Annotated in this window: 18 protein-coding genes and 1 riboswitch; of the genes, 11 read left to right on the top strand and 7 right to left on the bottom strand. The window is 72.8% G+C overall.

Annotated elements, in window-relative coordinates; genetic code table 11:
- Positions 1-32: 32 nt before the first annotated feature.
- Positions 33-2489 (bottom strand): DNA topoisomerase IV subunit A, encoded by a 2457-nt coding sequence (locus tag ABZ862_RS22440; protein WP_360960706.1) that lies wholly within the window; start codon positions 2487-2489, stop codon positions 33-35.
- Positions 2490-3101: 612 nt separating this feature from the next.
- Between ABZ862_RS22440 and ABZ862_RS22435 the strand changes: the two genes are divergently transcribed.
- The 4 genes from ABZ862_RS22435 to ABZ862_RS22420 all read left to right on the top strand — a co-directional run bounded on the left by ABZ862_RS22435 (position 3102) and on the right by ABZ862_RS22420 (position 8028).
- Positions 3102-4505 carry a pitrilysin family protein gene (locus ABZ862_RS22435; RefSeq protein ID WP_360960704.1) on the top strand — a complete coding sequence of 468 codons (1404 nt, stop codon included), beginning with the start codon at positions 3102-3104 and terminating at the stop codon, positions 4503-4505.
- On the top strand, positions 4502-5890 hold the full coding sequence (locus tag ABZ862_RS22430; protein ID WP_360960702.1) for a pitrilysin family protein: 1389 nt from the start codon (positions 4502-4504) through the stop codon (positions 5888-5890). The genes ABZ862_RS22435 and ABZ862_RS22430 overlap by 4 nt, the downstream gene beginning before the upstream one ends.
- A 226-nt stretch (positions 5891-6116) precedes the next feature.
- Positions 6117-6279: riboswitch (cyclic di-AMP (ydaO/yuaA leader) on the top strand.
- Positions 6280-6291: 12 nt separating this feature from the next.
- Positions 6292-7053 carry a M23 family metallopeptidase gene (locus tag ABZ862_RS22425; RefSeq protein WP_360960700.1) on the top strand — a complete coding sequence of 254 codons (762 nt, stop codon included), beginning with the start codon at positions 6292-6294 and terminating at the stop codon, positions 7051-7053.
- Between the two features lie 279 nt (positions 7054-7332).
- Positions 7333-8028, top strand: coding sequence for a GntR family transcriptional regulator (locus ABZ862_RS22420; protein ID WP_360960698.1), 696 nt, complete (start codon positions 7333-7335; stop codon positions 8026-8028).
- A gap of 244 nt (positions 8029-8272) precedes the next feature.
- On the opposite strand, the gene ABZ862_RS22415 is transcribed toward ABZ862_RS22420, so the two are convergent.
- On the bottom strand, positions 8273-8554 hold the full coding sequence (locus tag ABZ862_RS22415) for an HPr family phosphocarrier protein (RefSeq protein WP_360960697.1): 282 nt from the start codon (positions 8552-8554) through the stop codon (positions 8273-8275).
- A gap of 292 nt (positions 8555-8846) precedes the next feature.
- On the opposite strand from ABZ862_RS22415, the gene ABZ862_RS22410 reads away from it, so the two are divergent.
- The 4 genes from ABZ862_RS22410 (at position 8847) to ABZ862_RS22395 (ending at position 14373) form a co-directional block, all read left to right on the top strand.
- Positions 8847-11735, top strand: coding sequence for a GNAT family N-acetyltransferase (locus ABZ862_RS22410; protein WP_360960695.1), 2889 nt, complete (start codon positions 8847-8849; stop codon positions 11733-11735).
- 71 nt (positions 11736-11806) lie between these two features.
- The gene (locus tag ABZ862_RS22405) at positions 11807-12403 is read left to right on the top strand and encodes a DUF5998 family protein (RefSeq protein ID WP_360960693.1); all 597 of its coding nucleotides are present in this window, start codon (positions 11807-11809) and stop codon (positions 12401-12403) included.
- Positions 12403-13641 carry a nucleotide pyrophosphatase/phosphodiesterase family protein gene (locus ABZ862_RS22400; RefSeq protein WP_360960691.1) on the top strand — a complete coding sequence of 413 codons (1239 nt, stop codon included), beginning with the start codon at positions 12403-12405 and terminating at the stop codon, positions 13639-13641. Before ABZ862_RS22405 ends, ABZ862_RS22400 begins: the two co-directional genes overlap by 1 nt.
- Positions 13642-13722: 81 nt before the next feature.
- Positions 13723-14373, top strand: a complete 651-nt coding sequence (locus ABZ862_RS22395) for a thymidine kinase (protein WP_360960689.1) — start codon at positions 13723-13725, stop codon at positions 14371-14373.
- A gap of 94 nt (positions 14374-14467) precedes the next feature.
- On the opposite strand, the gene ABZ862_RS22390 is transcribed toward ABZ862_RS22395, so the two are convergent.
- Entirely contained in the window at positions 14468-15271 is an 804-nt protein-coding gene (locus tag ABZ862_RS22390; protein ID WP_360960687.1) for a VOC family protein, read from the bottom strand.
- A gap of 321 nt (positions 15272-15592) precedes the next feature.
- On the opposite strand from ABZ862_RS22390, the gene ABZ862_RS22385 reads away from it, so the two are divergent.
- Complete coding sequence (locus tag ABZ862_RS22385) at positions 15593-16444, top strand: sulfurtransferase (RefSeq protein WP_360960686.1); 852 nt, start codon at positions 15593-15595, stop codon at positions 16442-16444.
- Positions 16445-16748: 304 nt separating this feature from the next.
- Here ABZ862_RS22385 and sepH read toward each other — a convergent pair whose 3' ends face one another.
- The 3 genes from sepH to ABZ862_RS22370 form a co-directional block, all read right to left on the bottom strand.
- On the bottom strand, positions 16749-17765 hold the full coding sequence (gene sepH, locus ABZ862_RS22380; protein ID WP_360960684.1) for a septation protein SepH: 1017 nt from the start codon (positions 17763-17765) through the stop codon (positions 16749-16751).
- A gap of 490 nt (positions 17766-18255) precedes the next feature.
- Positions 18256-19575 carry a D-arabinono-1,4-lactone oxidase gene (locus ABZ862_RS22375; protein WP_360960682.1) on the bottom strand — a complete coding sequence of 440 codons (1320 nt, stop codon included), beginning with the start codon at positions 19573-19575 and terminating at the stop codon, positions 18256-18258.
- Complete coding sequence (locus tag ABZ862_RS22370) at positions 19535-20773, bottom strand: MFS transporter (protein WP_360960680.1); 1239 nt, start codon at positions 20771-20773, stop codon at positions 19535-19537. Before ABZ862_RS22370 ends, ABZ862_RS22375 begins: the two co-directional genes overlap by 41 nt.
- A 324-nt stretch (positions 20774-21097) precedes the next feature.
- On the opposite strand from ABZ862_RS22370, the gene ABZ862_RS22365 reads away from it, so the two are divergent.
- Together ABZ862_RS22365 and ABZ862_RS22360 are read left to right on the top strand one after the other, a co-directional pair.
- Positions 21098-22225, top strand: coding sequence for a ferrochelatase (locus tag ABZ862_RS22365; protein ID WP_360960678.1), 1128 nt, complete (start codon positions 21098-21100; stop codon positions 22223-22225).
- Positions 22226-22290: 65 nt separating this feature from the next.
- Entirely contained in the window at positions 22291-23118 is an 828-nt protein-coding gene (locus ABZ862_RS22360) for an inositol monophosphatase family protein (RefSeq protein WP_360960846.1), read from the top strand.
- Between the two features lie 89 nt (positions 23119-23207).
- On the opposite strand, the gene ABZ862_RS22355 is transcribed toward ABZ862_RS22360, so the two are convergent.
- Positions 23208-23381: a hypothetical protein gene (locus ABZ862_RS22355; protein ID WP_360960676.1), complete on the bottom strand. Its 174-nt coding sequence runs from the start codon at positions 23379-23381 to the stop codon at positions 23208-23210.
- Positions 23382-23525 lie beyond the last annotated feature (144 nt).

Below are 23525 nucleotides of genomic sequence, written 5' to 3'. Positions count from 1 at the left end.
CGCCCTGTCTCTGTCCTTGCCCCGGTCCCGTCCTAGGCGGGTCCTGCCACCACCGACACCGTCTTCGCCAGCGACACGCCCGAGCCGTCCCGGCGCGGATCGATTTCCGGCATGTCCACCGGGGTGCCGTTCTTCTGCGCCGCGCGGGCCGGTGTCGGGCCCGCCCAGGCCAGCGACAGGCAGTCCTCGCCCTTCAGGAACCGCTGGCAGCGCACGCCGCCGGTCGCGCGGCCCTTGCGCGGATACTGGTCGAACGGGGTCAGTTTGCCCGTCGTCTGCACGGAGTCGTCCAGTGTGCCGCGCGAGCCCGCGACGGTGAGGACCACCGCGTCCACCGCCGGGTCCACCGCGGTGAAGGAGATCACCCGCGCGCCGTCGGTGAGCTTGATGCCCGCCATGCCGCCGGCCGGGCGGCCCTGCGGACGGACCTGGGACGCCTGGAAACGCAGCAACTGCGCGTCGTCCGTGATGAAGACCAGGTCCTCCTCGCCGGTGCGCAGCTCGACTCCGCCGACGATCCGGTCGCCCTCCTTGAGAGCGATGACCTCCAGCTCGTCCTTGTTGGCCGGGTAGTCCGGCACCACCCGCTTGACGACGCCCTGTTCCGTGCCGAGCGCCAGACCGGGGGAGGACTCGTCCAGCGTGGTGAGGCAGACCAGTGTCTCGTCGTCCGTCAGGGAGACGAACTCCGTGAGCGGTGCCCCGCCCGCCAGGGTCGGCGCGGCGGCCGTCGGCGGCAGCTGGGGAAGGTCGATCACATTGATCCGCAGCAGCCGCCCCGACGAGGTCACCGCGCCGATCTCGCCGCGCGCCGTCGCCGGGACCGCCGACACGATCACGTCGTGCTTCGCGCGCGTGCCGTCCGCCTCCGTGGTCAGCGGCGCGCCGTTGGCCGTGCGTGCCAGCAGGCCGGTGGAGGACAGCATGACCCGGCACGGGTCGTCGGCTACCTGGAGCGGTACCGCCGTGGCCGGGGCACCGCTCGACTCCAGCAGCACCGTACGGCGCTCGGTGCCGAACTTCTTCGCCACCGCCGCCAGTTCGGCCGCCACCAGCTTGCGCAGCTCCGCATCCGAGTCGAGGATCCGGGTCAGCTCGGCGATCTCCTCGGTGAGCCGCTCCTTCTCGGCGTCCAGCTCGATGCGGTCGTACCTGGTGAGGCGGCGCAGCGGCGTGTCGAGGATGTACTGGGTCTGCACGTCCGACAGGGAGAACCGCTCCATCAGGCGTTCCTTCGCCTGAGCGGAGTTCTCGCTGGAACGGATCAGACGGATGACCTCGTCGATGTCCACCAGCGCGGTGAGCAGGCCCTCGACGAGGTGCAGCCGGTCGCGCCGCTTGGTGCGGCGGAACTCGCTGCGGCGGCGTACGACCTCGAAGCGGTGGTCGAGGTAGACCTCGAGGAGCTCCTTGAGCCCCAGGGTGAGCGGCTGGCCGTCCACCAGAGCCACGTTGTTGATGCCGAAGGACTCCTCCATCGGCGTCAGCTTGTAGAGCTGCTCCAGGACCGCCTCCGGCACGAAGCCGTTCTTGATCTCGATGACCAGACGCAGACCGTGCTGGCGGTCGGTGAGGTCCTTGACGTCGGCGATGCCCTGGATCTTCTTCGAGCCGACCAGGTCCTTGATCTTGGCGATCACCTTCTCGGGGCCCACCGTGAAGGGGAGTTCGGTGACGATCAGGCCCTTGCGGCGTGCCGTCACCGTCTCCACCGCCACCGTGGCGCGGATCTTGAAGGTGCCGCGGCCCGACTCGTAGGCGTCGCGGATGCCGGACAGGCCGACGATCCGGCCGCCGGTGGGCAGATCGGGGCCGGGGACGAACCGCATGAGGGCGTCCAGGTCCGCGTTCGGGTAGCGGATCAGATGGCGGGCGGCCGCGACGACCTCGCCGAGGTTGTGCGGCGGCATGTTGGTCGCCATGCCGACCGCGATGCCGGACGCGCCGTTGACCAGGAGGTTCGGGAAGGCGGCGGGGAGGGCCTCCGGCTCCTGTTCCTGGCCGTCGTAGTTGGGCGCGAAGTCGACCGTGTCCTCGTCGATCGACTCGGTCATCAGGCTGGTCGCCGCGGCCATCCGGCACTCGGTGTACCGCATGGCGGCGGGCGGGTCGTCGTTGCCCAGGGAGCCGAAGTTGCCGTGGCCGTCGACCAGCGGGAGGCGCATCGAGAAGGGCTGGGCCATCCGCACCAGCGCGTCGTAGATCGACGCGTCGCCGTGCGGATGCAGTTTGCCCATGACCTCGCCGACGACACGCGCGCACTTCACATAGCCGCGCTCGGGACGCAGGCCCATCTCGTTCATCTGGTAGACGATGCGGCGGTGCACCGGCTTCAGGCCGTCCCGGGCGTCGGGAAGGGCGCGGGAGTAGATGACCGAATACGCGTACTCGAGGAAGGAGCCCTGCATCTCGTCCACGACGTCGATGTCGAGGATCTTCTCCTCGTACGGTTCGTCGGGCGGCGGGGTCTTCGTGCTGCGGCGGGCCATCCTGCCGGCTCCTCCTGTTTCCTGGTCGCTAGCCTGCGGGGCACGCCCCTTCGGCTCGCTCGTGCTGAAGCGTGAACGGGATCTGCTGCGGACCATTGTGGACCGCGGGACTGACAACTCGGACCGGCACCTGTCCGGCCGGGGGCGCGTCCGGGCGCCCGGACCTGCGCGTCAGCGGACCGGAACCACTGAGCCGGGGGTTCCGCACCGCCCGGGCGGGACAGCCGCGTTGCCCTCGCACCGTACCCGCCGAAGGGCCTGCACCGTACCGCCGTGCGGCCTGCACCGTACCGCCGCGGACCCCGGACCGTACCGCCCGGGGCCTCGCGCCGCCTCCGCGCCGCCTCCGCGGCACGGCCGTCCCGCCGCCGTCGCGCCTCCGCGGCGGGCCCGCAGCGTCCGCCGTCCCGGGACCGCGTCCCACCCGCGCACCCGGCCCCGCGACCACCTCCCCCCGCACCTCCGCGGGCGCGGTGGCCGGTCTCGCTCTCGGCGTACGGCCTCCGGGAACTTCGCCGCGGCACCGCACGCTTGCATACAGTGGCAGGACCGGCGGGATCCTGTGGTTCCGGCCACAGCCGCCGCCACAGCTCCGCGAGCGAAGGGACGTACATGCCCATGGGTCACACGGCCACAGCTGAGGCAGGCTCCGGGGGCCTGACAGCGACCGAGCACCGCCTGGCCAACGGTCTGCGGGTGGTGCTCTCCGAGGACCACCTGACCCCCGTGGCGGCGGTGTGCCTCTGGTACGACGTCGGCTCGCGCCACGAGGTCAAGGGCCGCACCGGTCTGGCTCACCTCTTCGAGCACCTGATGTTCCAGGGCTCCGCCCAGGTGAAGGGCAACGGCCACTTCGAACTGGTGCAGGGCGCGGGCGGTTCGCTCAACGGCACCACCAGCTTCGAGCGCACCAACTACTTCGAGACGATGCCCGCCCACCAGCTGGAGCTCGCGCTCTGGCTGGAGGCCGACCGCATGGGCTCCCTGCTCGCCGCCCTGGACGACGAGTCGATGGAGAACCAGCGCGACGTCGTGAAGAACGAGCGCCGCCAGCGCTACGACAACGTGCCCTACGGCACCGCCTTCGAGAAGCTCACCGCCCTCGCCTACCCGGACGGCCACCCCTACCACCACACCCCCATCGGCTCGATGGCGGACCTGGACGCGGCCACGCTGGAGGACGCGCGCGCGTTCTTCCGCACGTACTACGCGCCGGGCAACGCCGTCCTGTCGGTGGTCGGCGACATCGACCCGGCCGAGACGCTGGCCTGGGTCGAGAAGTACTTCGGGTCCATCGCGTCGCACGACGGCAAGCCCGCGCCGCGTGACGGCTCGCTGCCGGACGTCATGGGCGGCCAGCAGCGCGAGGTCGTCGTGGAGGAGGTGCCGGCCCGCGCGCTGATGGCCGCCTACCGGCTGCCGGAGGACGGCACGCGCGCCTGCGACGCCGCCGACCTGGCGCTCACCGTCCTCGGCGGCGGCGAGTCCTCCCGCCTCTACAACCGGCTGGTACGGCGCGACCGTACCGCCGTGGCCGCCGGGTTCGGTCTGCTGCGGCTGGCCGGGGCGCCCTCCCTGGGCTGGCTGGACGTGAAGACGTCCGGCGACGTCGAGGTCCCGGTGATCGAGGCCGCCATCGACGAGGAGCTCGCCCGGTTCGCCGAGGAGGGCCCCACCCCCGAGGAGATGGAGCGCGCCCAGGCCCAGCTGGAGCGGGAGTGGCTGGACCGGCTCGGCACGGTCGCGGGCCGCGCCGACGAACTGTGCCGCTACGCGGTGCTGTTCGGCGACCCGCAGCTCGCCCTCACCGCCGTCGGGCGCGTCCTCGAGGTCACCGCCGAGGAGGTCCAGGAGATCGCCAAGGCCCGCCTGCGCCCCGACAACCGCGCGGTCCTCGTCTACGAGCCCGTCGCCGGCGCCGAGGAGGAGTCCGCAGAGGAAGCCGAACGCACCGAGGACCCCGAGTCCGCGGCGACCGTGGAAGCCACCGACGACAACGAGGAGGCGGCCAAGTGACCGAGCTCGCCACGATGGAGTTCCACCCCCGGCCCCAGGCGGGCACGGCCAGGCCGTGGGCCTTCCCCGCGCCGGAGCGCGGCACGCTGGACAACGGCCTGACGGTGCTGCGCTGCCACCGCCCCGGCCAGCAGGTCGTCGCCGTCGAGGTGCTGCTCGACGCGCCGCTCGACGCCGAGCCGGCCGGCCTCGACGGTGTCGCCACGATCATGGCGCGCGCCTTCTCGGAGGGCACCGACACGCTCTCCGCCGAGGAGTTCGCCGCCGAACTGGAGCGCTGCGGCGCCACGCTCGACGCGCACGCCGACCACCCCGGCGTCCGGCTGAGCCTGGAGGTCCCGGTCTCCCGGCTCCCCAAGGCGCTCGGACTGCTCGCCGACGCGCTGAGGGCGCCCGCGTTCGCCGACAGCGAGGTCGAGCGCCTGGTGCGCAACCGTCTCGACGAGATCCCCCACGAGCTGGCCAACCCGGCGCGCCGGGCCGCCAAGGAGCTGTCCCGGCAGCTCTTCCCGGAGACCGCCCGCATGTCGCGCCCGCGCCAGGGCACCGAGGAGACCGTCGAGAAGATCGACGCCGCGGCCGTACGCCGGTTCTACGAGCGGTACGTGCGCCCCGCGACGGCCACCGCCGTGATCGTCGGCGACCTCACCGGCGTCGACCTGGACGAGCTGCTCGCGGACACCCTGGGCGGCTGGAGCGGTGCCCCGGCCCGGCCCCGTCCGGTGCCCGCGGTGACGTCCGACGACACCGGCCGCGTCGTCATCGTGGACCGGCCCGGTGCCGTCCAGACGCAGCTGCTCATCGGCCGCACCGGTCCCGACCGGCACGACCGGACGTGGGCGGCCCAGGTGCTCGGCACGTACTGCCTCGGCGGCACCCTGACCTCGCGCCTGGACCGTGTGCTGCGCGAGGAGAAGGGCTACACCTACGGTGTGCGGGCGTTCGGGCAGGTCCTGCGGTCCGCGCCGGACGGCACCGGCGCCGCGATGCTCGCCATCAGCGGTTCCGTCGACACGCCGAACACCGGTCCCGCACTGCAGGACCTGTGGACGGTGCTGCGCACGCTCGCCGCGGAGGGGCTGACCGACGCCGAACGGGACGTCGCCGTGCAGAACCTCGTCGGCGTGGCGCCGCTGAAGTACGAGACCGCCGCCGCCGTGGCGAGCACGCTGGCCGACCAGGTCGAGCAGTACCTGTCCGACGACTTCCAGGCGACGCTCTACCGGCAGCTCGCCGCGACCGGCACCGTGGAGGCCACCGCGGCGGTCGTGAGCGCCTTCCCGGTGGACCGTCTGGTGACGGTCCTCGTCGGCGACGCGGCACAGATCAGGGAGCCCGTCGAGGCCCTCGGTATCGGCGACGTCACGGTCGTCACGGCGGAGTAGCACCGCGCGCGGGTGAGCCCTGACGGCCGGACGGCCCGGCCGTCAGGGCTCCTGTCCGCCCACCGGCCGTCAGCAGGGGTGGGCGTATGCCCGATTTACGGGAGAGGCAACCTGTATGCCCTGTGGCGTGCGCTACAAAAGATGTGATCCGTTTGAGGACCGAAAGCCGCCCCGTCTAGCGTCGTCCCGGCCTGTCCGTCACGCAGCACGCCGCATCCGCGGCAGCGGACAGCCATCGCCGAGTCCCCGTACGGCGCGAGCCGGGGGAGCCGGGGACCCACAGTCCCCCGGGGTGAATCGGACGCCCGCGCGTACAGCGAGGGGGTCCGTAGGAGACCTTCCTGCTCCGAACCCGTCAGCTAACCCGGTAGGCGAGAGGGAAGGAAAGGACCAGCCCCTTCATGGCGTCGTGCGCCCCCGGGAAGCACCGCCGGCCCAGCCGGATGAAGCGTTCCACCACCCAGGCCGCGGGTGTCGCGGCCCTCGCCACCAGCGGCGTGGTGGGCACCCTCGCGGCCCCCGCACTCGCGGCCGGCGACCCCGCGCAGAACGCGCTCGAGACGAGCGGGCTCATCCCCGTCGTCGCCCTCGGTGACACGGTCGCCGACACGATCGACGCCCAGGCCACCGCCCAGCAGGCGGCAGCCGCGCGCAAGGAGGCCGAGCAGGCCGCCCGCAAGCGCGCGGCCGAGCTGGCGGAGAAGGCCCGTGAGGCCAAGGAGCGCGCCGCCCGCGACGCGGAGCGCAAGCGCCTCAACACCTTCGTCGCGCCGATCTCCCACTCGTACGTCTCCACCGGCTACCAGGCCAGCAGCGCCCTGTGGTCCTCCGGCGCGCACACCGGCATCGACTTCCACGCCGCCAGCGGCACGAGCGTCCACGCGGTGGGCTACGGCACCGTCGTCGAGACCGGCTGGGGAGGTTCGTACGGCAATCAGATCGTCATCAGGATGAACGACGGCACCTTCACGCAGTACGGCCACCTGTCGTCCATCGCGGTGTCCGTGGGCCAGCAGGTCGTCACGGGCCAGCAGATCGGCCTGTCCGGCGCGACCGGCAACGTCACGGGACCGCACCTCCACTTCGAGGCCCGTACGACCGCGGAGTACGGCTCCGACATCGACCCCGTCGCGTACCTGCGTCAGCACGGTGTGAGCATCTGACACCCGTCGCCCGCCCCGCCGGCACGATGTGAACATCCGGCACCGGCAGCCGGCAGCCGCCGTCCCGCGCCCGGCGCGGAGTGCGGTACATCACGTCCCCGGGAAGCCCCGGCTCGTCCGAGCCGGGGCTTTCGGTTTTCCGGTGGCCCGCTGTCCAAAAAATATCCCCGGATTCCGGCCCGCCGTCGGAAATTCCGTCCCGTTGCCATAGAGTCACGGAACACACGTCAGCACAACTCGATCGTCGACGTTTCACGGGGATTAAGGCGGAGGTCGGTCATGCGTATTCCGGCGCACTCGGTGTGCACCGCTATCCGGGACGACATCGTCGCCGGTGTCTACGAGCGCGGCAGCCGCCTCACCGAGGAACTCCTCGCCCGCCGCTACGGCGTCTCCCGCGTCCCCGTCCGCGAGGCGCTGCGCACGCTGGAGGCCGAGGGCTTCGTCGTCACCCGGCGGCACGCGGGCGCGTGCGTGGCCGAGCCGACCGAGCACGAGGCCGCCGACCTGCTGGAGATGCGCATGCTCCTGGAGCCGCTCGGCGCCTCCCGGGCCGCCCAGCGCCGCACGGAGGCCCATCTGAAGGTGCTGCGCGGCCTGGTCCGGCTGGGCCAGGAACGCGCCCGGCGGGGCAACAGCGAGGATCTGCGCTCGCTGGGCGGCTGGTTCCACGAGACGCTCGCCCAGTCCTCCGGCAGCCACGCCCTGACGTCGATGCTCACCCAGCTCCGGCACAAGATCGCCTGGATGTACACGGTGGACGCGCCCGCCAGCCCGGTGGACTCCTGGGCCGAGCACGGGGCCATCGTGGACGCGGTGGCGCGCGGCGACAGCGAGCGCGCGCGGGCCGTCACCGCCCTGCACACCGAGCGCGCGACGGCCGCGCACCGGCTGCGTTTCCCCGGCGGACCGGACCGGCCGGACCGCGTGAGGACTTCGCAACCTCCCGTAAACATGACGGGTCTGCGGCTTTAACACGGCCGCCGTATACAAAGAAGTGGTATTCCGCAGGGATCTGTTTTCCGCTGCCCGAATTCCCGTGCGCCGGTGTATTACGCCGGTGCGCCTTTTGCGTGCCCGGTTTACGGATGCCTGGCCCCGGGTCCCGGGCCTGGGTCATGCCCGTGATAATTCCCGGGCCGCCGTCGAGGACGCGGAAACGACAGAACCGCGCCACCCGTCAGGGCGGCGCGGCTCCGTCGTGCGGTGCCGGGGCGGTTCAGACCGTCTCCGGAAGCTCCTCGAGCCCCTCGGCAACCAGCTTGGCCAGCCGGTCGAGCGCGGCGTCCGCGCCCTCGGCGTCGGAGGCGAGGACGATCTCCTCGCCGCCCTTGGCGCCGAGGCCCAGGACGGCCAGCATGGACGCCGCGTTGACGGGGTTGCCGTCGGCCTTGGCGATCGTCACGGGGACGCCGGTGGCCGTGGTGGCCCGGACGAAGATGGAAGCGGGACGGGCGTGGAGGCCCTCGGCCCAGCCGACGTTGACGCGGCGCTCAGCCATGTGATGCTGCCCTTCAGGTTCTCAGCGTTGTCTAGACCAGTGTTCCATATCGGCGGAGGTGCCTCGACGGGCCGTACGGCCCGTCCGGTTGGTCCGACCCGTCCACACCTGTCCAGGACGTCCGGCTCATCCGTTCCGTCCGGACTGTCCCTGTCGTCACCGCACCGTGACCCGGACCCGGTCCGGCACCCCGGCCGGCCCCCACCGGTCGCCGCGGCTCCCCGTGGCCCTCCCTGGCCGCCTCGGGGACCGTCTCGCGCCGTTGTCGTACGCGAGCCGTACGCTGGGGCGCATGCAGAGCTCGCCGGACCGGCAAGAGTACCCCGCCCACTGGGAAGCCGACGTGGTGCTGCGCGATGGCGGCACCGCACGGATCCGGCCCATCACCGCCGACGACGCCGGCCGCATGGTCAGCTTCTACGAGCAGGTCTCCGACGAGTCGAAGTACTTCCGCTTCTTCGCGCCCTACCCCCGCCTGTCCGCGAAGGACGTCCACCGTTTCACGCACCACGACTTCGTGGACCGGGTGGGACTCGCCGCCACCGTCGGCGGAGAGTTCATCGCCACCGTACGCTACGACCGCATCGGCCCCGGCGGGATGCCCGCCTCCGGAGCCGCGGACGAGGCCGAGGTCGCCTTCCTGGTGCAGGACGCGCACCACGGCCGCGGTGTCGCCTCCGCCCTCCTGGAGCACATCGCCGCCGTCGCGCGCGAGCGCGGCATACGCCGCTTCGTCGCCGAGGTGCTCCCCGCCAACACCAAGATGATCAAGGTGTTCACGGACGCCGGCTACACCCAGAAGCGCAGCTTCGAGGACGGCGTCGTGCACCTGGAGTTCGGCATCGAGCCCACGGACCGCTCGCTCGCCGTCCAGCGCGCGCGGGAGCAGCGTGCCGAGGCCCGCTCCGTGCGGCGTCTGCTGGCGCCGGGCGCGGTCGCCGTCGTGGGCACCGGCCGGGCTCCCGGCGGCGTGGGCCGCGACGTCCTGGACAACATCCGGGACGCCGGTTTCACCGGCCGCCTGTACGCCGTGAACCGTGCCCTTCCCGAGGGACAGCGGGAACTCGACGGCGTCCCCGCCCGCCGCTCGGTGCGGGAGATCGAGGGCCCGGTCGACCTCGCCGTGATCGCCGTACCCGCCGAGCAGGTTCCCGGCGTCCTGGCCGAGTGCGGTGAACACGGTGTCCAGGGCCTCGTCGTGCTCTCCGCCGGGTACGCCGAGAGCGGCCCCGAGGGCTTGCAGCGCCAGCGCGAACTCGTCCGGCAGGCGCGCGCGTACGGGATGCGCATCGTCGGCCCCAACGCGTTCGGGGTGATGAACACCGCACCCGGCGTACGGCTCAACGCCTCCCTCGCCCCCGCCCTGCCGCGCCCCGGCCGCATCGGGGTGTTCGCCCAGTCCGGCGCCATCGGCGTGGCCCTGCTGGCGCGGCTGCACCGGCGCGGCGGCGGCGTCACCGGGGTCACCGGCGTGTCCACCTTCGTCTCCTCCGGCAACCGCGCGGACGTCTCCGGCAACGACCTCATGCAGTACTGGTACGACGACCCGGACACCGACGTCGTCCTCATGTACCTGGAGACCATCGGCAACCCGCGCAAGTTCACCCGCCTCGCCCGGCGCACCGCGGCGGTCAAGCCGCTGGTCGTCGTCCAGGGCGCGGGCTCCGTCCCCACGGGACACGCCGTACGTGCGACGCGCCTGCCGCGCGCGACCGTCTCCGCGCTGCTGCGGCAGGCCGGCGTGATGCGCGTCGACACGATCACCGAACTCGTCGACACGGGTCTGCTCCTGGCCCGGCAGCCGCTGCCGGCCGGCCCGCGCGTGGCGATCCTCGGCAACTCCGAGTCGCTGGGCCTGCTGACCTACGACGCCTGCCTCGCCGAGGGGCTGAAGCCGCTGCGCCCGCTGGACCTGACGACGGGCGCCTCGGCGGACGACTTCCACGCCGCCCTGACGAAGGCCCTGGCCGGCGACGAGTGCGACGCGGTGGTCGTGACCGTCATACCCGCGGTCGGCGAGGGGGCCAGCGGGGACACCGCCCTGGCCGAGGCCCTCCAGTCGGCCGCCTGGCAGGTCCCCGGGAAACCGGTCCTCGTGGTGCACGTCGAACTCGGCGGACTCGCCGCGGCCCTGTCCACCGCCGCGAGCACCGGCCCCCGGACCGACGACGACACCGGCACCGGGCCGGAGCCCGAGCCCACGCCCGGTACGACGGCCGAGCCCGCGCCCGCCCCACCGGCCCCCGGCAGCACGACCGCCACGGCCCCCGGCGCCACGGCCCCCGGCGCCACGGGCACCGCGACCCGTCACGTCCACTCCCGCCTCATCCCCGCCTATCCCGCCGCCGAGCGGGCCGTCCGGGCTCTCGCCGAAGCCGTGACCTACGCACAGTGGCGGGCCGACGCCGCCGTACCCGGCAAGGTGCCCGACCACGAGGACGTCGACGAGAAGGGCGCCGCCACCGTCATCGGCACCCTTCTCGCACGCGGACAGGGACTGACGCTCAGCGACGAGGAGACCTGCGAACTGCTGGGCCGGTACGGCATCGACGTGCACCGCGCGCTGCCCGCGGCCACCCCCGACGCCGCCGCCGAGGCCGCCCGCACCCTCGGCTACCCCGTCGCCCTCAAGGCCACCGCCCCGCATCTGCGCCACCGCGCCGACCTCGGCGGGGTCCGCCTCGAACTCGCGGACGAACGGGAACTGCGGCGGGCGTACGGCGAGTTGACCGAGCTGTTCGGCTCACCCGTGGAACTGCGGCCGGTCGTCCAGCGGATGGCACCGCGCGGCGTCGACACCGTCGTACGCGCCGTGATCGACCCCGCGGCGGGCGCCGTCCTGTCGTTCGGCCTCGCCGGAGCCGCCTCCCAGCTGCTCGGGGACATGGCGCACCGGCTGGTCCCCGTCACCGACCGGGACGCCGCCTCGATGATCCGGTCCGTCCGGACGGCACCGCTCCTGTTCGGCTGGCGCGGCTCCGCGCCCGTCGACTCGGCCGCCCTGGAGGAACTGCTGCTGCGCGTGTCACGGCTGGTCGACGACCACCCGGAGGTCGTCGCGGTCTCCCTCGAACCCGTCGTCGTCGCCCAGCACGGCCTGAGCGTGCTCGGCGCCACGGTGCGCCTCGCCCGGCCGCCCGCCCGCGACGACCTCGGCCCGCGCACCCTGCCGGCCTACTGACCGAACCGGACACCCCCGCCGTGCCGGGGCGACGGCTGACAGGTCCCTCGCAGTCAGCGCACCCCCGTAGGATGGACGTCATGGCCAAGACCAGTACGTCGACCCAGGGGCTGCGCGCGGCGATCGAGCGCAGCGGCTACTACCCGGCCCTCGTGGCCGAGGCGGTGGAGGCCGCCGTGGGCGGCGAGCCCATCCGGTCGTACCTGGTCCACCAGGAGACCACGTTCGACCAGAACGAGGTGCGGAGGCACGTGACCGTGCTGGTCCTCACCCACAACCGGTTCATCGTCAGCCACACGGACGAGCAGGCCGCCGACACCACCTCCCCGACGCCGTACGCGACCACCTCGACGGAGTCCGTGAAGCTCGGCCGGATCTCCTCCGTGGTCGTCAGCCGGGTGGTCGCCAACCCCGAGCAGTACGTGCCGGGCACCCTGCCCCGCGAGGTCGTGCTGACCATCGGCTGGGGCGCCGTCTCCCGGCTCGACCTGGAGCCGGCCGCCTGCGGCGATCCCAACTGCGAGGCCGACCACGGCTACACCGGCAGTTCGACGGCGGACGACCTGAGCCTGCGCGTCAGCGAGGCCGGCGACGGCCCGGAGACGGTGCGCCAGGCGCTGGCCTTCGCGCAGGCGCTCTCCGAGGCGACCGCGGACACCAGCCGCTGATGTCGCACCCCTCGCCCCCCGCCGCCCACGACCCCGGCCGTCCCGTCCCGTCCCCCGGGAACTGGGACGAGCCCGAGACGCTCGCACCGCACACCGCGCCGCTGCCCGAGTACGGCAGCGGCTCACTGGCCGATCTGCTGCCCACCCTCGCCGCCGGCCTCGCCGTCCCCGGCGCCGTCGCGGCGATCGCGGAACTCACCCCCGCCGACCGCAACTGCGTGTTCCTGATCGACGGCCTCGGCTGGGAGCAGCTGCGGCAGCACCCGCAGGAAGCCCCCTTCCTCACCTCGCTGCTCGCAAGCTCCCGCGGCGGCACCGGCCGTCCCCTCACCGCCTGCTTCCCGGCGACCACCGCGACCTCCCTCGCCTCCGTGGGCACCGGCCTGCCCCCGGGCGCGCACGGCCTGCCCGGCTACACGGTGCGCAACCCGGCGACCGGCGAGCTGATGAACCAGCTGCGCTGGCAGCCCTGGTCGGCGCCGTGTGAGTGGCAGCCGTACCCCACGGTCTTCCGGCAGGCCCACGAGGCGGGCGTGCACACCGCGCAGGTGTCGTCGCCGGCCTTCGAGGCCACCCCGCTGACCAAGGTCGCGCTCAGCGGCGGAACGTTCCACGGCCGGCTGTCCGGCGAGGACCGTATGGACCTCGCCGCCGCGCAGCTCGCCGCGGGCGACCGCTCCCTGGTCTACACGTACTACTCCGAACTGGACGGCGCGGGCCACCGCTTCGGTGTCGACTCCGACACCTGGCGCGGCCAGCTGATGTACGTCGACCGGCTGGTCCAGCGGCTCGCGGAGCAGCTCCCGCCGCGCAGCGCGCTGTACGTCACCGCCGACCACGGCATGGTCGACGTGCCGTTCGACGAGCAGCACCGCATCGACTTCGACGAGGACTGGGAGCTGCGCGCCGGGGTCGCCCTGCTCGGCGGCGAGGGCCGCGCCCGTCATGTCTACGCCGTGCCGGGTGCCGCGAACGACGTGCTGACCTGCTGGCGCGAGGTGCTGGGCGAGCAGTTCTGGGTGGCCTCGCGGGAGGAGGCGATCGCGACGGGCTGGTTCGGCCCGCAGGTCGACGAACGGGTCCACGACCGGCTCGGTGACGTGGTCGCGGCCGCCCGGGACGACGTGCTGATCATCGCCTCCGAACGGGAGCCCAAGGAGTCGGCGATGGTCGGCAACCACGGCTCCATGACCCCGGCGGAGCAACTGGTCCCGCTCCTCGAAGTACGCACGCCCTGATACGCACACCCTGAAGCAGCCGCCCGCCCTCCCGACCCCGCACGCCCCGTTCACGTTCCGCCGAAAGGTGCTCAACCTCCCATGTCCGAGCTGGTGTTCTTCTCCGGAACGATGGACTGCGGGAAGTCGACGCTGGCTCTCCAGATCGAACACAACCGCTCCTCGCGCGGCCTCGCCGGTATGATCTTCACGCGGGACGACCGTGCCGGTGAGGGCAAGCTGTCCTCCCGCCTCGGCCTGGTCACCGACGCGGTGGAGGTCGGCGACGGGCAGGACCTGTACGTCTACCTCGTCGACCACCTCTCCCAGGGTGGCCGGGCCGACTATGTGATCGCCGACGAGGCGCAGTTCCTGGCACCCGAGCAGATCGACCAGCTCGCGCGCGTGGTCGACGATCTCGCCATCGACGTCTACGCCTTCGGCATCACCACCGACTTCCGCTCCAAGCTCTTCCCCGGTTCGCAGCGGCTGGTGGAACTGGCCGACCGGGTCGAGGTCCTCCAGGTCGAGGCGCTGTGCTGGTGCGGCGCACGCGCCACGCACAACGCCCGTACGGTGGGCGGCGAGATGGTCGTCGAGGGCGCCCAGGTGGTCGTCGGCGACGTCGACCAGTCCCCGGACGAGATCGGTTACGAGGTGCTGTGCCGCCGTCACCACCGCCGCCGCATGACGGCGGCGACGGCCCGGGCGGCGGCCCTGTCCCCGGACGTGCTCCCCGTGCACCCGTCCTGACCCGGTGCGTCCACCGGGTCCCGTCCACCGGGTCCCGTCCGGTCGGCCCCGTCCTGAACAGCCCCGTCCACCCGGCCGTGTGCCGGGGGTCGCCTCAGCGCGGGTCCTGGATCAGCGAGAACACCGCGCCCCCGGGGTCGGCCACCGTGGCCACCCGGCCGTGGGGACTGTCGTGGGCCGGTTCGAGGAGCCGGCCGCCGAGGTCGGTGACCTGACGCACGCTCTTGTCGGTGTCGGCCACCTGGAAGTACGTCATCCAGTACGGTCCCCGGTCGCGCGGCACGGCGTCACCGGCGCCGTGGATGCCGGCCACCTGCCTGCCGCCGACGGACAGGGTCAGGTAGTCGAGCCCGGGGGACTCCACCGCCTGCTCCTCGTAACCGAACACGGTCCGGTAGAACTTGGCGACGCTCTCCGTCTCGTAGGTCACCAGCTCGTGCCAGGCGGGTGTGCCGGGCACGCCGGTGATGCCGGTGCCCAGGTGCCGTGCCCCCTGCCAGATGCCGAACACGGCGCCCGACGGATCGGAGCCGATCGCCATGCGGCCCGCGTCGGCCTCGTCCAGCGGGCCCACCCCGATCGTGCCGCCGCACAGCCGCACCGTTTCTGCGGTGAGATCGACGTCGTCCGAGGCCAGGTACGGCGTCCACGCGACGAGGAGTTGACGGTCCGGCGGCAGCTGGCCGATGCCCGCCACGTCCTGTCCGTCGAGCAGGGCCCGCAGGGAGGGGCCGTGCTGCCGTGGGCCCTCGATGAACTCCCAGTCGAACAGGGTGCCGTAGAACTCCTGGGTCGCTTCCAACGCGTGCGCCATGAGACTCACCCAGCAGGGTGTGCCGGGCGGGCGAAGGGCGTGCGTGTCGCCGTTCGGATCCGCCGATGCACGTGCGTCGGTCATCGTCACTCTTTCCTCGGCCCCTTGTGGTGGCCGTGTCGCTTCCGCTCTCCGCAACCCGCGTACAGCAACCGCGCGCATGCCCGTGCCGATGCTCGCACCACCGGCGGCACCGCACGCCCTGCCGCGCCGCAGACGCGCGCGGGCTCGCGGGATAGATGCCCGGCCTGTGGTGTCCCACCCGTCACCCGGGTGGCAGCCGTCGAATTTCGGTCGTCCGTACAGCATGTGCCCGATCCGGTACGCCCGGTGATCGAGACTGTTGGCGGAGCAGAGTAGCCCGACCTGGACGAGGCGGCCACCCCTGACGTAAGGATGGTGACCATGGAAGCCATCATCACCGCGTCCCGGCTCGCGGACGCGCTGGAGTCGGAGACCCCGCCCACCGTGCTCGACGTCCGCTGGCAGCTGACCGCGGCCAGGACCGACGGCGGGCCGCCCTTCGACGGCCGGGCCGAGTACGCCGCCGGGCACATCCCCGGCGCGGTCTACGTCGACCTCGACCGGGAACTGGCCGCGGCCCCGGGCGGCCGGGGCCGCCATCCCCTTCCCGACCTGGCGGAATTCGGCGCCGCCATGCGCCGTGCGGGCGTGTCGCGGGACCGCCCCGTGGTCGTGCACGACGGCGGGCAGGGCTGGGCGGCGGCCCGCGCGTGGTGGCTGCTCTGCTGGACGGGTCACCCGGACGTGCGAGTCCTCGACGGCGGACTGCCGTCCTGGGAGGGACCGCTGGAGACCGGGGAACACGTCCCGGCCGAGGGCGACTTCGTCCCGGTCCCCGCCGCCGACGGCCTCCTGGACGCCGATACGGCGGCCGGCCTGGCGCGTTCCGGTGTGCTGCTCGACGCGCGTGCGGGGGAACGGTACCGGGGGGACGTCGAGCCGATCGACCGGATCGGAGGGCACATTCCGGGCGCCGTCTCCGCGCCCACGGCCGGGAACGTGGCCGCGGATGGCCGATTCCTGACGGTCGAGGAGCTGCGGGCGCGTTTCGCCGCGCTGGGCGCGGCCGACGGGGCGCGGGTCGGCGTCTACTGCGGTTCCGGGGTCTCCGCGGCGCACCAGGTCCTCGCACTCGCGGTGGCCGGCATTCCGGCGGAGCTGTACGTCGGTTCGTGGTCCGAGTGGTCGTCGGACCCGAGGCGTCCGGTCGCCGTGGGCCCGGACCCGCAGTAGGGACGGCACCCGGCCCCGACGCCGGCGGCGGGCTCAGGGGGTGCGCCGAGCAGGGCCGGACGGCGGTGCCGATCGGCCGGACGCGCTCTCGTGGCTGCCGTCCGCCCGTCTGGCGGGTGGCGCCCCGCCGGGCGTCGGCGGTCCGGCTGCCGGAAGACGGTTTCGCGCCGTCATGAAGCGCTCGGGCCTGAAAGGGAGCGTCAGCCGTCGATCCGCCGACCGGGCGAGGACGCCGGGGCCGGCCGGGGTCGGGAAAGGAGGGGCCGCGTGCGGGTGACGCGGCCCCTCCTCCTCGTACGGTCGGCTACTCCTGCTTCTTGCGCCGGGTCCCGAACACGATCTCGTCCCAGCTCGGCACCGCCGCCCGGCGGCCCGGACGGACGCCGTCCGCCTCGGCCTGACGGTCCGTGGCGCCGATGAGCCGGTCGCGGTGACTGCTGACGGCGCGCGGCATGAGGACGTCGGCGTAGGCGGACCCGGCCGACGCGGCGGGCGCCGGGGGCTCCTCCGCCACGGGCTCCTGGTCAGGCTCCTCGGACGGCTCCGCCGGACGCTCCGGTACGACCAGGTCGCCCCGGAAACTGGGCACCGCCTCCAGCAGGCTGGTCAGCGAGTCGCGTTCGCCGGAGCCCTCCTCGTCGGACTCGGCCGCCGGAAGCATGGGACGCTCGGGCCGGTCTAGGCCGCGGTCCCGCGGCAGCCGTGCGATACGCGGGACGAACGGGAAGCTCGGCTCCGGCGCGGCGAGATCGTCCGCCTCGCCGATCAGCGAGCGGGCCTCGTCGTCCACGGCCTGGACCAGCCGCCGCGGCGGGTCGTACGTCCAGCTCGCCGCGTGCGGTTCGCCCGCGACCAGATAGACCAGCAGAACTTCCCAGGTGCCGTCGTCGCGGCGCCACGAGTCCCACTGGACGGAGTCCTTCTCGGCACCGCGCAGCACCAGCCGCTCCTGCACGGCCTCGCCCAGCTGCGGTCCCGCGTTCTCCCCGGGACGGCGCACCGGGGTCTTGCGGGCCCGCTCCGCCATGAAGGCGCGCTCGGCGAGCACCGGTCCCTCGAAACGCCGTACCCGGTCGACGGGGATGCCGGCGAGTTGCGCGACCTCTTCCGCGGTCGCGCCGGCGCGTATCCGCGCCTGGATGTCTCGGGGGCGGAGATGGCTCTCCACCTCGATCTCGATCTGGCCGAGGCGTGGACGGTCGCCGCGCACGGCGGCGCGGAGGCGCTCGTCGATCGGAAGCGTGTACTCCGTGCTGTCCGCAGCCTTCAGCACCAGCCGTGTGCCGTCATTCGAGACGGCCACGACACGCAGTTCGGGCATGGGGACCTCCCGGGTGGTGCCTGCCGACGTCACGTGCGTCGCTGCTTCCGCTAGTCGAGTGTGGCCTGCCCGGGTGCAGCCTGCCACAACCTTACCGAGTTGCCCGGCGTGTCGGGCGAGGACCCTGGTACGCCGTCATGACACGGTCACCTGTTCGCAACGCTAAGTGACTGACCCCGTCGCCCTGTGCACCAAGCCCCCTCCTCGCGGTCCGGCAGGGCCCGGAGCACCCTGGCGGGAAACCGGGCCCAGGGCTCGCAACACTACTCCATTTGGACCATGTACGTGGAAGGGCACGCCGCTCAACTTCTGGCAAGGAGTGGGACTTGGCCGTACGGGACCGGCATTTCCTGATCTTGAAAGTGGCGTACTTCACGCAATCCCCGGAAACGGAACTATTGGTTTCGTAGGTATGCCCCTTCCACTGCGATCGATTCCTGTGCGCTGGGCTGTTTGCGTGACGGCGCCCGCCGGCGCCGTTCCCGGCCGGCTACTCGCCGAGAACCCTCCGCAAGTAGGCGTTCTGGAACAGGCGATCGGGATCGAGCCGGTCGCGCAGCGCGAGGAACTCACCGAAACGGGGGTAGACCCCGGCGAGGTACTCCGCGTCCCGGGTGTGGATCTTGCCCCAGTGCGGGCGCCCCTCGTGCGCGGTGAAGATCCGCTCGGCGGCGGTGAAGTACGCCTGGTAGGGCGTGCCCCGGAACATGTGGATCGCGATGTACGCGCTGTCACGGCCGGACGCCGTGGACAGCGTGATGTCGTCGGCGGGGGCGGTGCGCACCTCGACGGGAAAACTGATTCTGAGCCGGGAACGGTCGACCATCGCCCGGAGTTCCCGCAGTGTCTCCACCACGGCCTCGCGCGGAACGGCGTACTCCATCTCCGTGAACCGCACCCGGCGCGGCGAGCAGTAGACCTTGTAAGGGATGTCGGTGTAACTCCGCGCGGACAAGGCCCTGCTGGAGATCCGGGCGATCGCCGGAATCGACGCCGGAACCGCGCGGCCGACCCAATTGGCGGCGTGGAAGACACCGTTGGAGAGGAACTCGTCCTCGTACCATCCGGCGAGACGTCCCACCGGCCGCTCCGGGCCCGCGCTGCGGTTGTTGCGCTTCGTATTCGTGCTGCCGGTGTGCGGGAACCAGTAGAACTCGAAGTGCTCGTTCTCCGCCCACAGCTCGTCGAAAGCGGAGAGCACCCGCTCGAAGGGCATCGGCTCCTCGCGGGCCGTGAGGAGGAAGAGCGGCTCCACGGCGAAGGTGATCGCCGTGACGACGCCCAGCGCGCCGAGGCCGATCCGCGCCGACGCGAAGACCTCCGGGTTCTCCTTCTCGGAGCAGGTGAGCACCGTGCCGTCGGCCGTGACCAGCTCCAGGCCCCTGATCTGGGCGGCGATCGAGCCCGACTCGCGGCCCGTGCCGTGGGTGCCCGTGCTCGTCGCGCCGGACACCGTCTGCACCATGATGTCGCCCATGTTGGTCAGCGACAGGCCCTCCCGTGCGAGGGCCGCGTTCAGCCTTCTGAGCGGCGTCCCGGCCTCCACCGTCACGGTGCCCGCCGCGCGGTCGATGTGCCGGATGCCGGTCAGCAGCTGAGGGCGGATCATCACACCGTCGGTGGCGGCGATGGCGGTGAAGGAGTGCCCGGAGCCCACCGCCTTCACCTTCAGACCGTCCTCCGCGGCCTTCCGCACCGCCGCGGCCAGCTCCTCGACGGAGGCCGGCTCGACCTCCCGCGCGGGGCGCGCGCCGACGGTGCCCGCCCAGTTACGCCACGTGCCGTTCCTGCCGTTCGCCGTGCTGCCCAACGGTGCCTCCCCGACCCGTGGCCGGCCTGTCCAGCCGGCGGTACCCGAGGAAACCGACCGCGACCGCGACGGCCCCGGCCACGGCCGGAACCCCGTACCCGGCGCGCGCACCGGCCGAGTCGATCACCCAGCCGGCCGCCGAGGAGCCGAGCGCGACCCCCATCGCGAGGCCGGTGCTCACCCAGGTCATTCCCTCGGTCTGCTGCGCGCGTGGTACGTGCTCCTCGATGAGGGACATCGTCGTGATCATCGTGGGTGCGATGGACAGTCCCGCAACGAACAGCGCCACGGCCAGAAACGGAAGGTTCCCGACCAGTAGGAGGGGGATCATACTCACGGCCATCGCACAGACGCCCAGCAGCCACCTGCGTGCGGGCGCCCCCGAGAAGCGCAGCAGCCCGAACACGATGCCCGCCAGGCAGGAACCCGCCGCGTAGAGCGCCAGGACGAGGCTCGCGGCGCTCTTGTGACCGTGTTCCTCGGCGAACGCCACGGTGACCACGTCGACCGATCCGAAGATCGTCCCGGTCGCCGCGAAGGTGGTCACCAGGACCTGGAGCCCGTGCGAGCGCAGCGCCGTACCGCCGCCGTGCCGGCCGCGCGGGTGCGGCTCCGGTTCGGTCGCGCGCTGGGACGTCAGCCAGAAGACACCGGTGGCGAGGAAACAGGCGGCCAGCAGCGGCCCCGCCTCGGGGAACCAGGCGGTCGACAGACCGATGGAGAGGATCGGCCCGAAGATGAAGCAGACCTCGTCCACCACGGACTCGAAGGAGTACGCGGTGTGCAGCTGCGGGGTGCCCCGGTACAGCACGGCCCAGCGGGCGCGGACCATCGCGCCGAGACTCGGCACCGAACCTATGCCGACGGCGCACGCGAAGAGCACCCATTCGGGCCAGCGGAAGTGCGCCGCGAGCAGCAGCCCCGCCGCCGCGGTCAGCGCGACCAGCGTCGCCGGGCGCAGCACGCGCCGCTGCCCGTGCAGATCCACGAGCCGCGAGATCTGCGGCCCGAGCGCCGCGGCGGCGAGCGCGATGGTGGCCGACAGGGCGCCCGCGAGCCCGTAGCGCCCGGTCAGCTGGGAGATCATCGTGACCACGCCGATGCCCATCATCGACAGCGGCATGCGGCCGATGAACCCCGCGGTGGAGAAACCCCTGGTGCCGGGGGCGGCGAACAGGGCGCGGTAAGGGCTGGGCACGGGGCGCTCCCGGAGGTCCGGTCACGCGCGGACGACGGCTCGGCGCGGCGTGAGGAAGATTGCGGCTCGGACCAGGATGCCGTATCCGTAAGGTGCGAATCCATCGGATACGACTTACGGGTAAAGTGGCCATAAAGACTCCTCCGTTCGTCCGGTCCGTCCGGGCCCTCCCTCCGGTCCGTCCGCCCCCTGCCGGGGCGCGTCTCCGCCCGCATCATCCGCTCTCGCCGCCGTCACCGCCATCGCGATCGCCACGGCGACGCGCCGTCCTCCGCCGTGCCCCCGCAGTCCCCGGCCGGCGAGGACGGGTGGGAGGATCGGGGCATGCCAGACGCGCTCGATGCCACCCCTTACGACGCCCTGCTCCTGCTCTCGTTCGGCGGCCCCGAAGGGCCGGACGACGTGGTGCCGTTCCTGGAGAACGTCACCCGGGGCCGCGGCATCCCCCAGGAACGCCTCAAGGAAGTCGGCCGGCACTACTTCCGGTTCGGCGGGGTCAGCCCCATCAACGCCCAGAACCGCGCCCTGCTCGACGCCCTCCGCAAGGACTTCGCCGACCACGGCCTGGACCTGCCGGTGTACTGGGGCAACCGCAACTGGGCCCCGTACCTGACGGACACCCTGCGCGAGATGGCCGCCGACGGCCGCCGCCGCGTCCTCGTCCTGGCCACCAGCGCCTACGCCTCCTACTCGGGCTGCCGCCAGTACCGTGAGAACCTCCACGACGCCCTGGCCGCCCTGGAGAACGAGGGCCTGCGGCCTTTGGCGGTCGACAAGCTGCGCCACTACTTCAACCACCCCGGCTTCCTCGAACCGGTGATCGACGGTGTGACCGAGGCCCTCGCCGGCCTCCCCGAGGACGTCCGGGACGGCGCGCACATCGCGTTCTCCACGCACTCGATCCCGACGTCCGCCGCGGACACCTCCGGCCCTGCCGAGGGCCACGGCGAGGGCGGGGCGTACGTCCGGCAGCACCTGGACGTGGCACGGACCGTCACCGAGGCCGTCCGCGAGCGCACCGGCGTCGAGCACCCCTGGCGGCTCGTCTACCAGTCCCGCTCCGGCGCCCCCCGGATCCCGTGGCTCGAGCCCGACATCTGCGACCACCTCCAGGAACTGCACGACGCCGCCGTCCCGGCGGTCGTCATCGCCCCGATCGGCTTCGTCTCCGACCACATGGAGGTCCTCTACGACCTCGACACGGAGGCCAGGGCCAAGGCGGAGGAACTCGGCCTGCCGATGCGCCGCTCGGCCACCCCGGGCGACGACCCCCGGTTCGCCGCGGCGATCCGCGAACTCGTCCTGGAACGCGCCGCGACCGAACGCGGCCAGGAGGTCGCTCGCTGCGCCCTGGGCGCGCTCGGCGCGAGCCACGACCTCTGCCCGGCCGGCTGCTGCCCGGCCCGCGCCCCGCGTCCCGCCGCGGCGGGCGCCGACAGCGTCTACGCCTGAGGAGCACCAGCACCGTGACCGACCACCCCTCGAACACCCCTGCACCCCACCCCGTCACCGGCCCGGTGACCGGTTCTGCGACCGACCCCCTGCACGAGGAACTGCTGGCGATCGCCCTGGAGGCCGCGGCGCGCGCCGGTGAGCTGCTGCGCGACGGCCGCCCGGCCGACCTGGCGGTCGCCGCCACCAAGTCCAGCCCGGTCGACGTCGTGACCGAGATGGACATCGCGGCCGAGAAGCTGATCACCGGCCTCATCGCCGGACACCGCCCCCACGACGGCTTCCTCGGCGAGGAGGGCTCCTCCGTGGCAGGCACCAGCGGCGTCCGCTGGGTGATCGACCCGCTCGACGGCACGGTCAACTACCTGTACGGGCTGCCGACGTGGGCGGTCTCCATCGCGGCCGAGCTGGACGGCGAGACGGTGGCCGGAGTCGTCGCGATCCCGATGCGCGGCGAGACGTTCCACGCCGTGCGCGGCGGCGGGGCCAAGGCCACCGGCGCCTGGGAGGGCGAGCGGGTGCTCGCCGTGCGTCCCGCGCCCGTGCTGGACCAGGCGCTCGTCGCGACCGGCTTCAACTACGTCGCCACGGTCCGCGCCCACCAGGCCGAGGTCGCCCGGCTGCTCGTCCCGCTGCTGCGCGACATCCGGCGCAGCGGCTCGGCGGCCAGTGATCTGTGCGACCTGGCCGCGGGCCGCCTGGACGGCTACTACGAGCGGGGCCTCAACCCCTGGGACATGGCCGCGGGCGACCTCATCGCGCGTGAGGCGGGCGCCCTGACCGGTGGACGCCCCGGAGAGCGCCCGTCAGGCGATCTGGCGGTCGGGGGCACCCCGGGTGTCTTCGAGCCCCTCCAGGCCCTCCTGGAGGACTTCGGCGCCTGGCACGACTGAACGGCCCCGCGCCCCGGCCCGACGTCCAGGCCGGGCACGGGACGGGGCCCCGGCGCTGGATTCGCCGGGGCCCCGTTCCGCCGGGCCTGTCAGACGCTGTACGCGCCGACCTCCACACCGTGTTCGGCCGCGAGGCGGCGCAGGTCGTCGAGCTCGCCCTGCTCCACCTCGACGAGGAAGTCGTCGCCTTCGTCGCGTGCCCGCGTGAGGTCGGACTCGGTCGTCTTTATACGCTGCAGAAGTCCTGCGGTGAATGCGTCCATCTGCGCCCCCTCGTCCTGGGTCGTGGGTCGGGTGGCACGGGGGTGTGCCGTTGGGGAAAGGGGCGATCACGACTCCTGCGGGTGCCCAGCGCTGCCCTGCCGGGCGGCGACGGTGCCGGACACCCACGCCCGCCCTGGACAAGC

The organism is Streptomyces sp. NPDC047000, assembly GCF_040644295.1.
Lineage (GTDB): Bacteria > Actinomycetota > Actinomycetes > Streptomycetales > Streptomycetaceae > Streptomyces.
Note: the sequence above shows the minus strand (reverse complement) of the source record. Positions and strands in the feature narration are given on the sequence as shown.

Bases quoted from the DNA above. Each gene is read 5' to 3' on its own strand.
- ABZ862_RS22425 (WP_360960700.1), top strand. From the start codon at position 6,292: ATGGCGTCGTGCGCCCCCGGGAAGCACCGCCGGCCCAGCCGGATGAAG.
- ABZ862_RS22415 (WP_360960697.1), bottom strand. From the start codon at position 8,554: ATGGCTGAGCGCCGCGTCAACGTCGGCTGGGCCGAGGGCCTCCACGCC.
- ABZ862_RS22355 (WP_360960676.1), bottom strand. From the start codon at position 23,381: ATGGACGCATTCACCGCAGGACTTCTGCAGCGTATAAAGACGACCGAG.
- ABZ862_RS22410 (WP_360960695.1), top strand. From the start codon at position 8,847: ATGCAGAGCTCGCCGGACCGGCAAGAGTACCCCGCCCACTGGGAAGCC.
- ABZ862_RS22390 (WP_360960687.1), bottom strand. From the start codon at position 15,271: ATGACCGACGCACGTGCATCGGCGGATCCGAACGGCGACACGCACGCC.
- sepH (WP_360960684.1), bottom strand. From the start codon at position 17,765: ATGCCCGAACTGCGTGTCGTGGCCGTCTCGAATGACGGCACACGGCTG.
- ABZ862_RS22405 (WP_360960693.1), top strand. From the start codon at position 11,807: ATGGACGTCATGGCCAAGACCAGTACGTCGACCCAGGGGCTGCGCGCG.
- ABZ862_RS22365 (WP_360960678.1), top strand. From the start codon at position 21,098: ATGCCAGACGCGCTCGATGCCACCCCTTACGACGCCCTGCTCCTGCTC.
- ABZ862_RS22385 (WP_360960686.1), top strand. From the start codon at position 15,593: ATGGAAGCCATCATCACCGCGTCCCGGCTCGCGGACGCGCTGGAGTCG.
- ABZ862_RS22420 (WP_360960698.1), top strand. From the start codon at position 7,333: ATGCGTATTCCGGCGCACTCGGTGTGCACCGCTATCCGGGACGACATC.
- ABZ862_RS22400 (WP_360960691.1), top strand. From the start codon at position 12,403: ATGTCGCACCCCTCGCCCCCCGCCGCCCACGACCCCGGCCGTCCCGTC.
- ABZ862_RS22435 (WP_360960704.1), top strand. From the start codon at position 3,102: ATGCCCATGGGTCACACGGCCACAGCTGAGGCAGGCTCCGGGGGCCTG.
- ABZ862_RS22395 (WP_360960689.1), top strand. From the start codon at position 13,723: ATGTCCGAGCTGGTGTTCTTCTCCGGAACGATGGACTGCGGGAAGTCG.
- ABZ862_RS22440 (WP_360960706.1), bottom strand. From the start codon at position 2,489: ATGGCCCGCCGCAGCACGAAGACCCCGCCGCCCGACGAACCGTACGAG.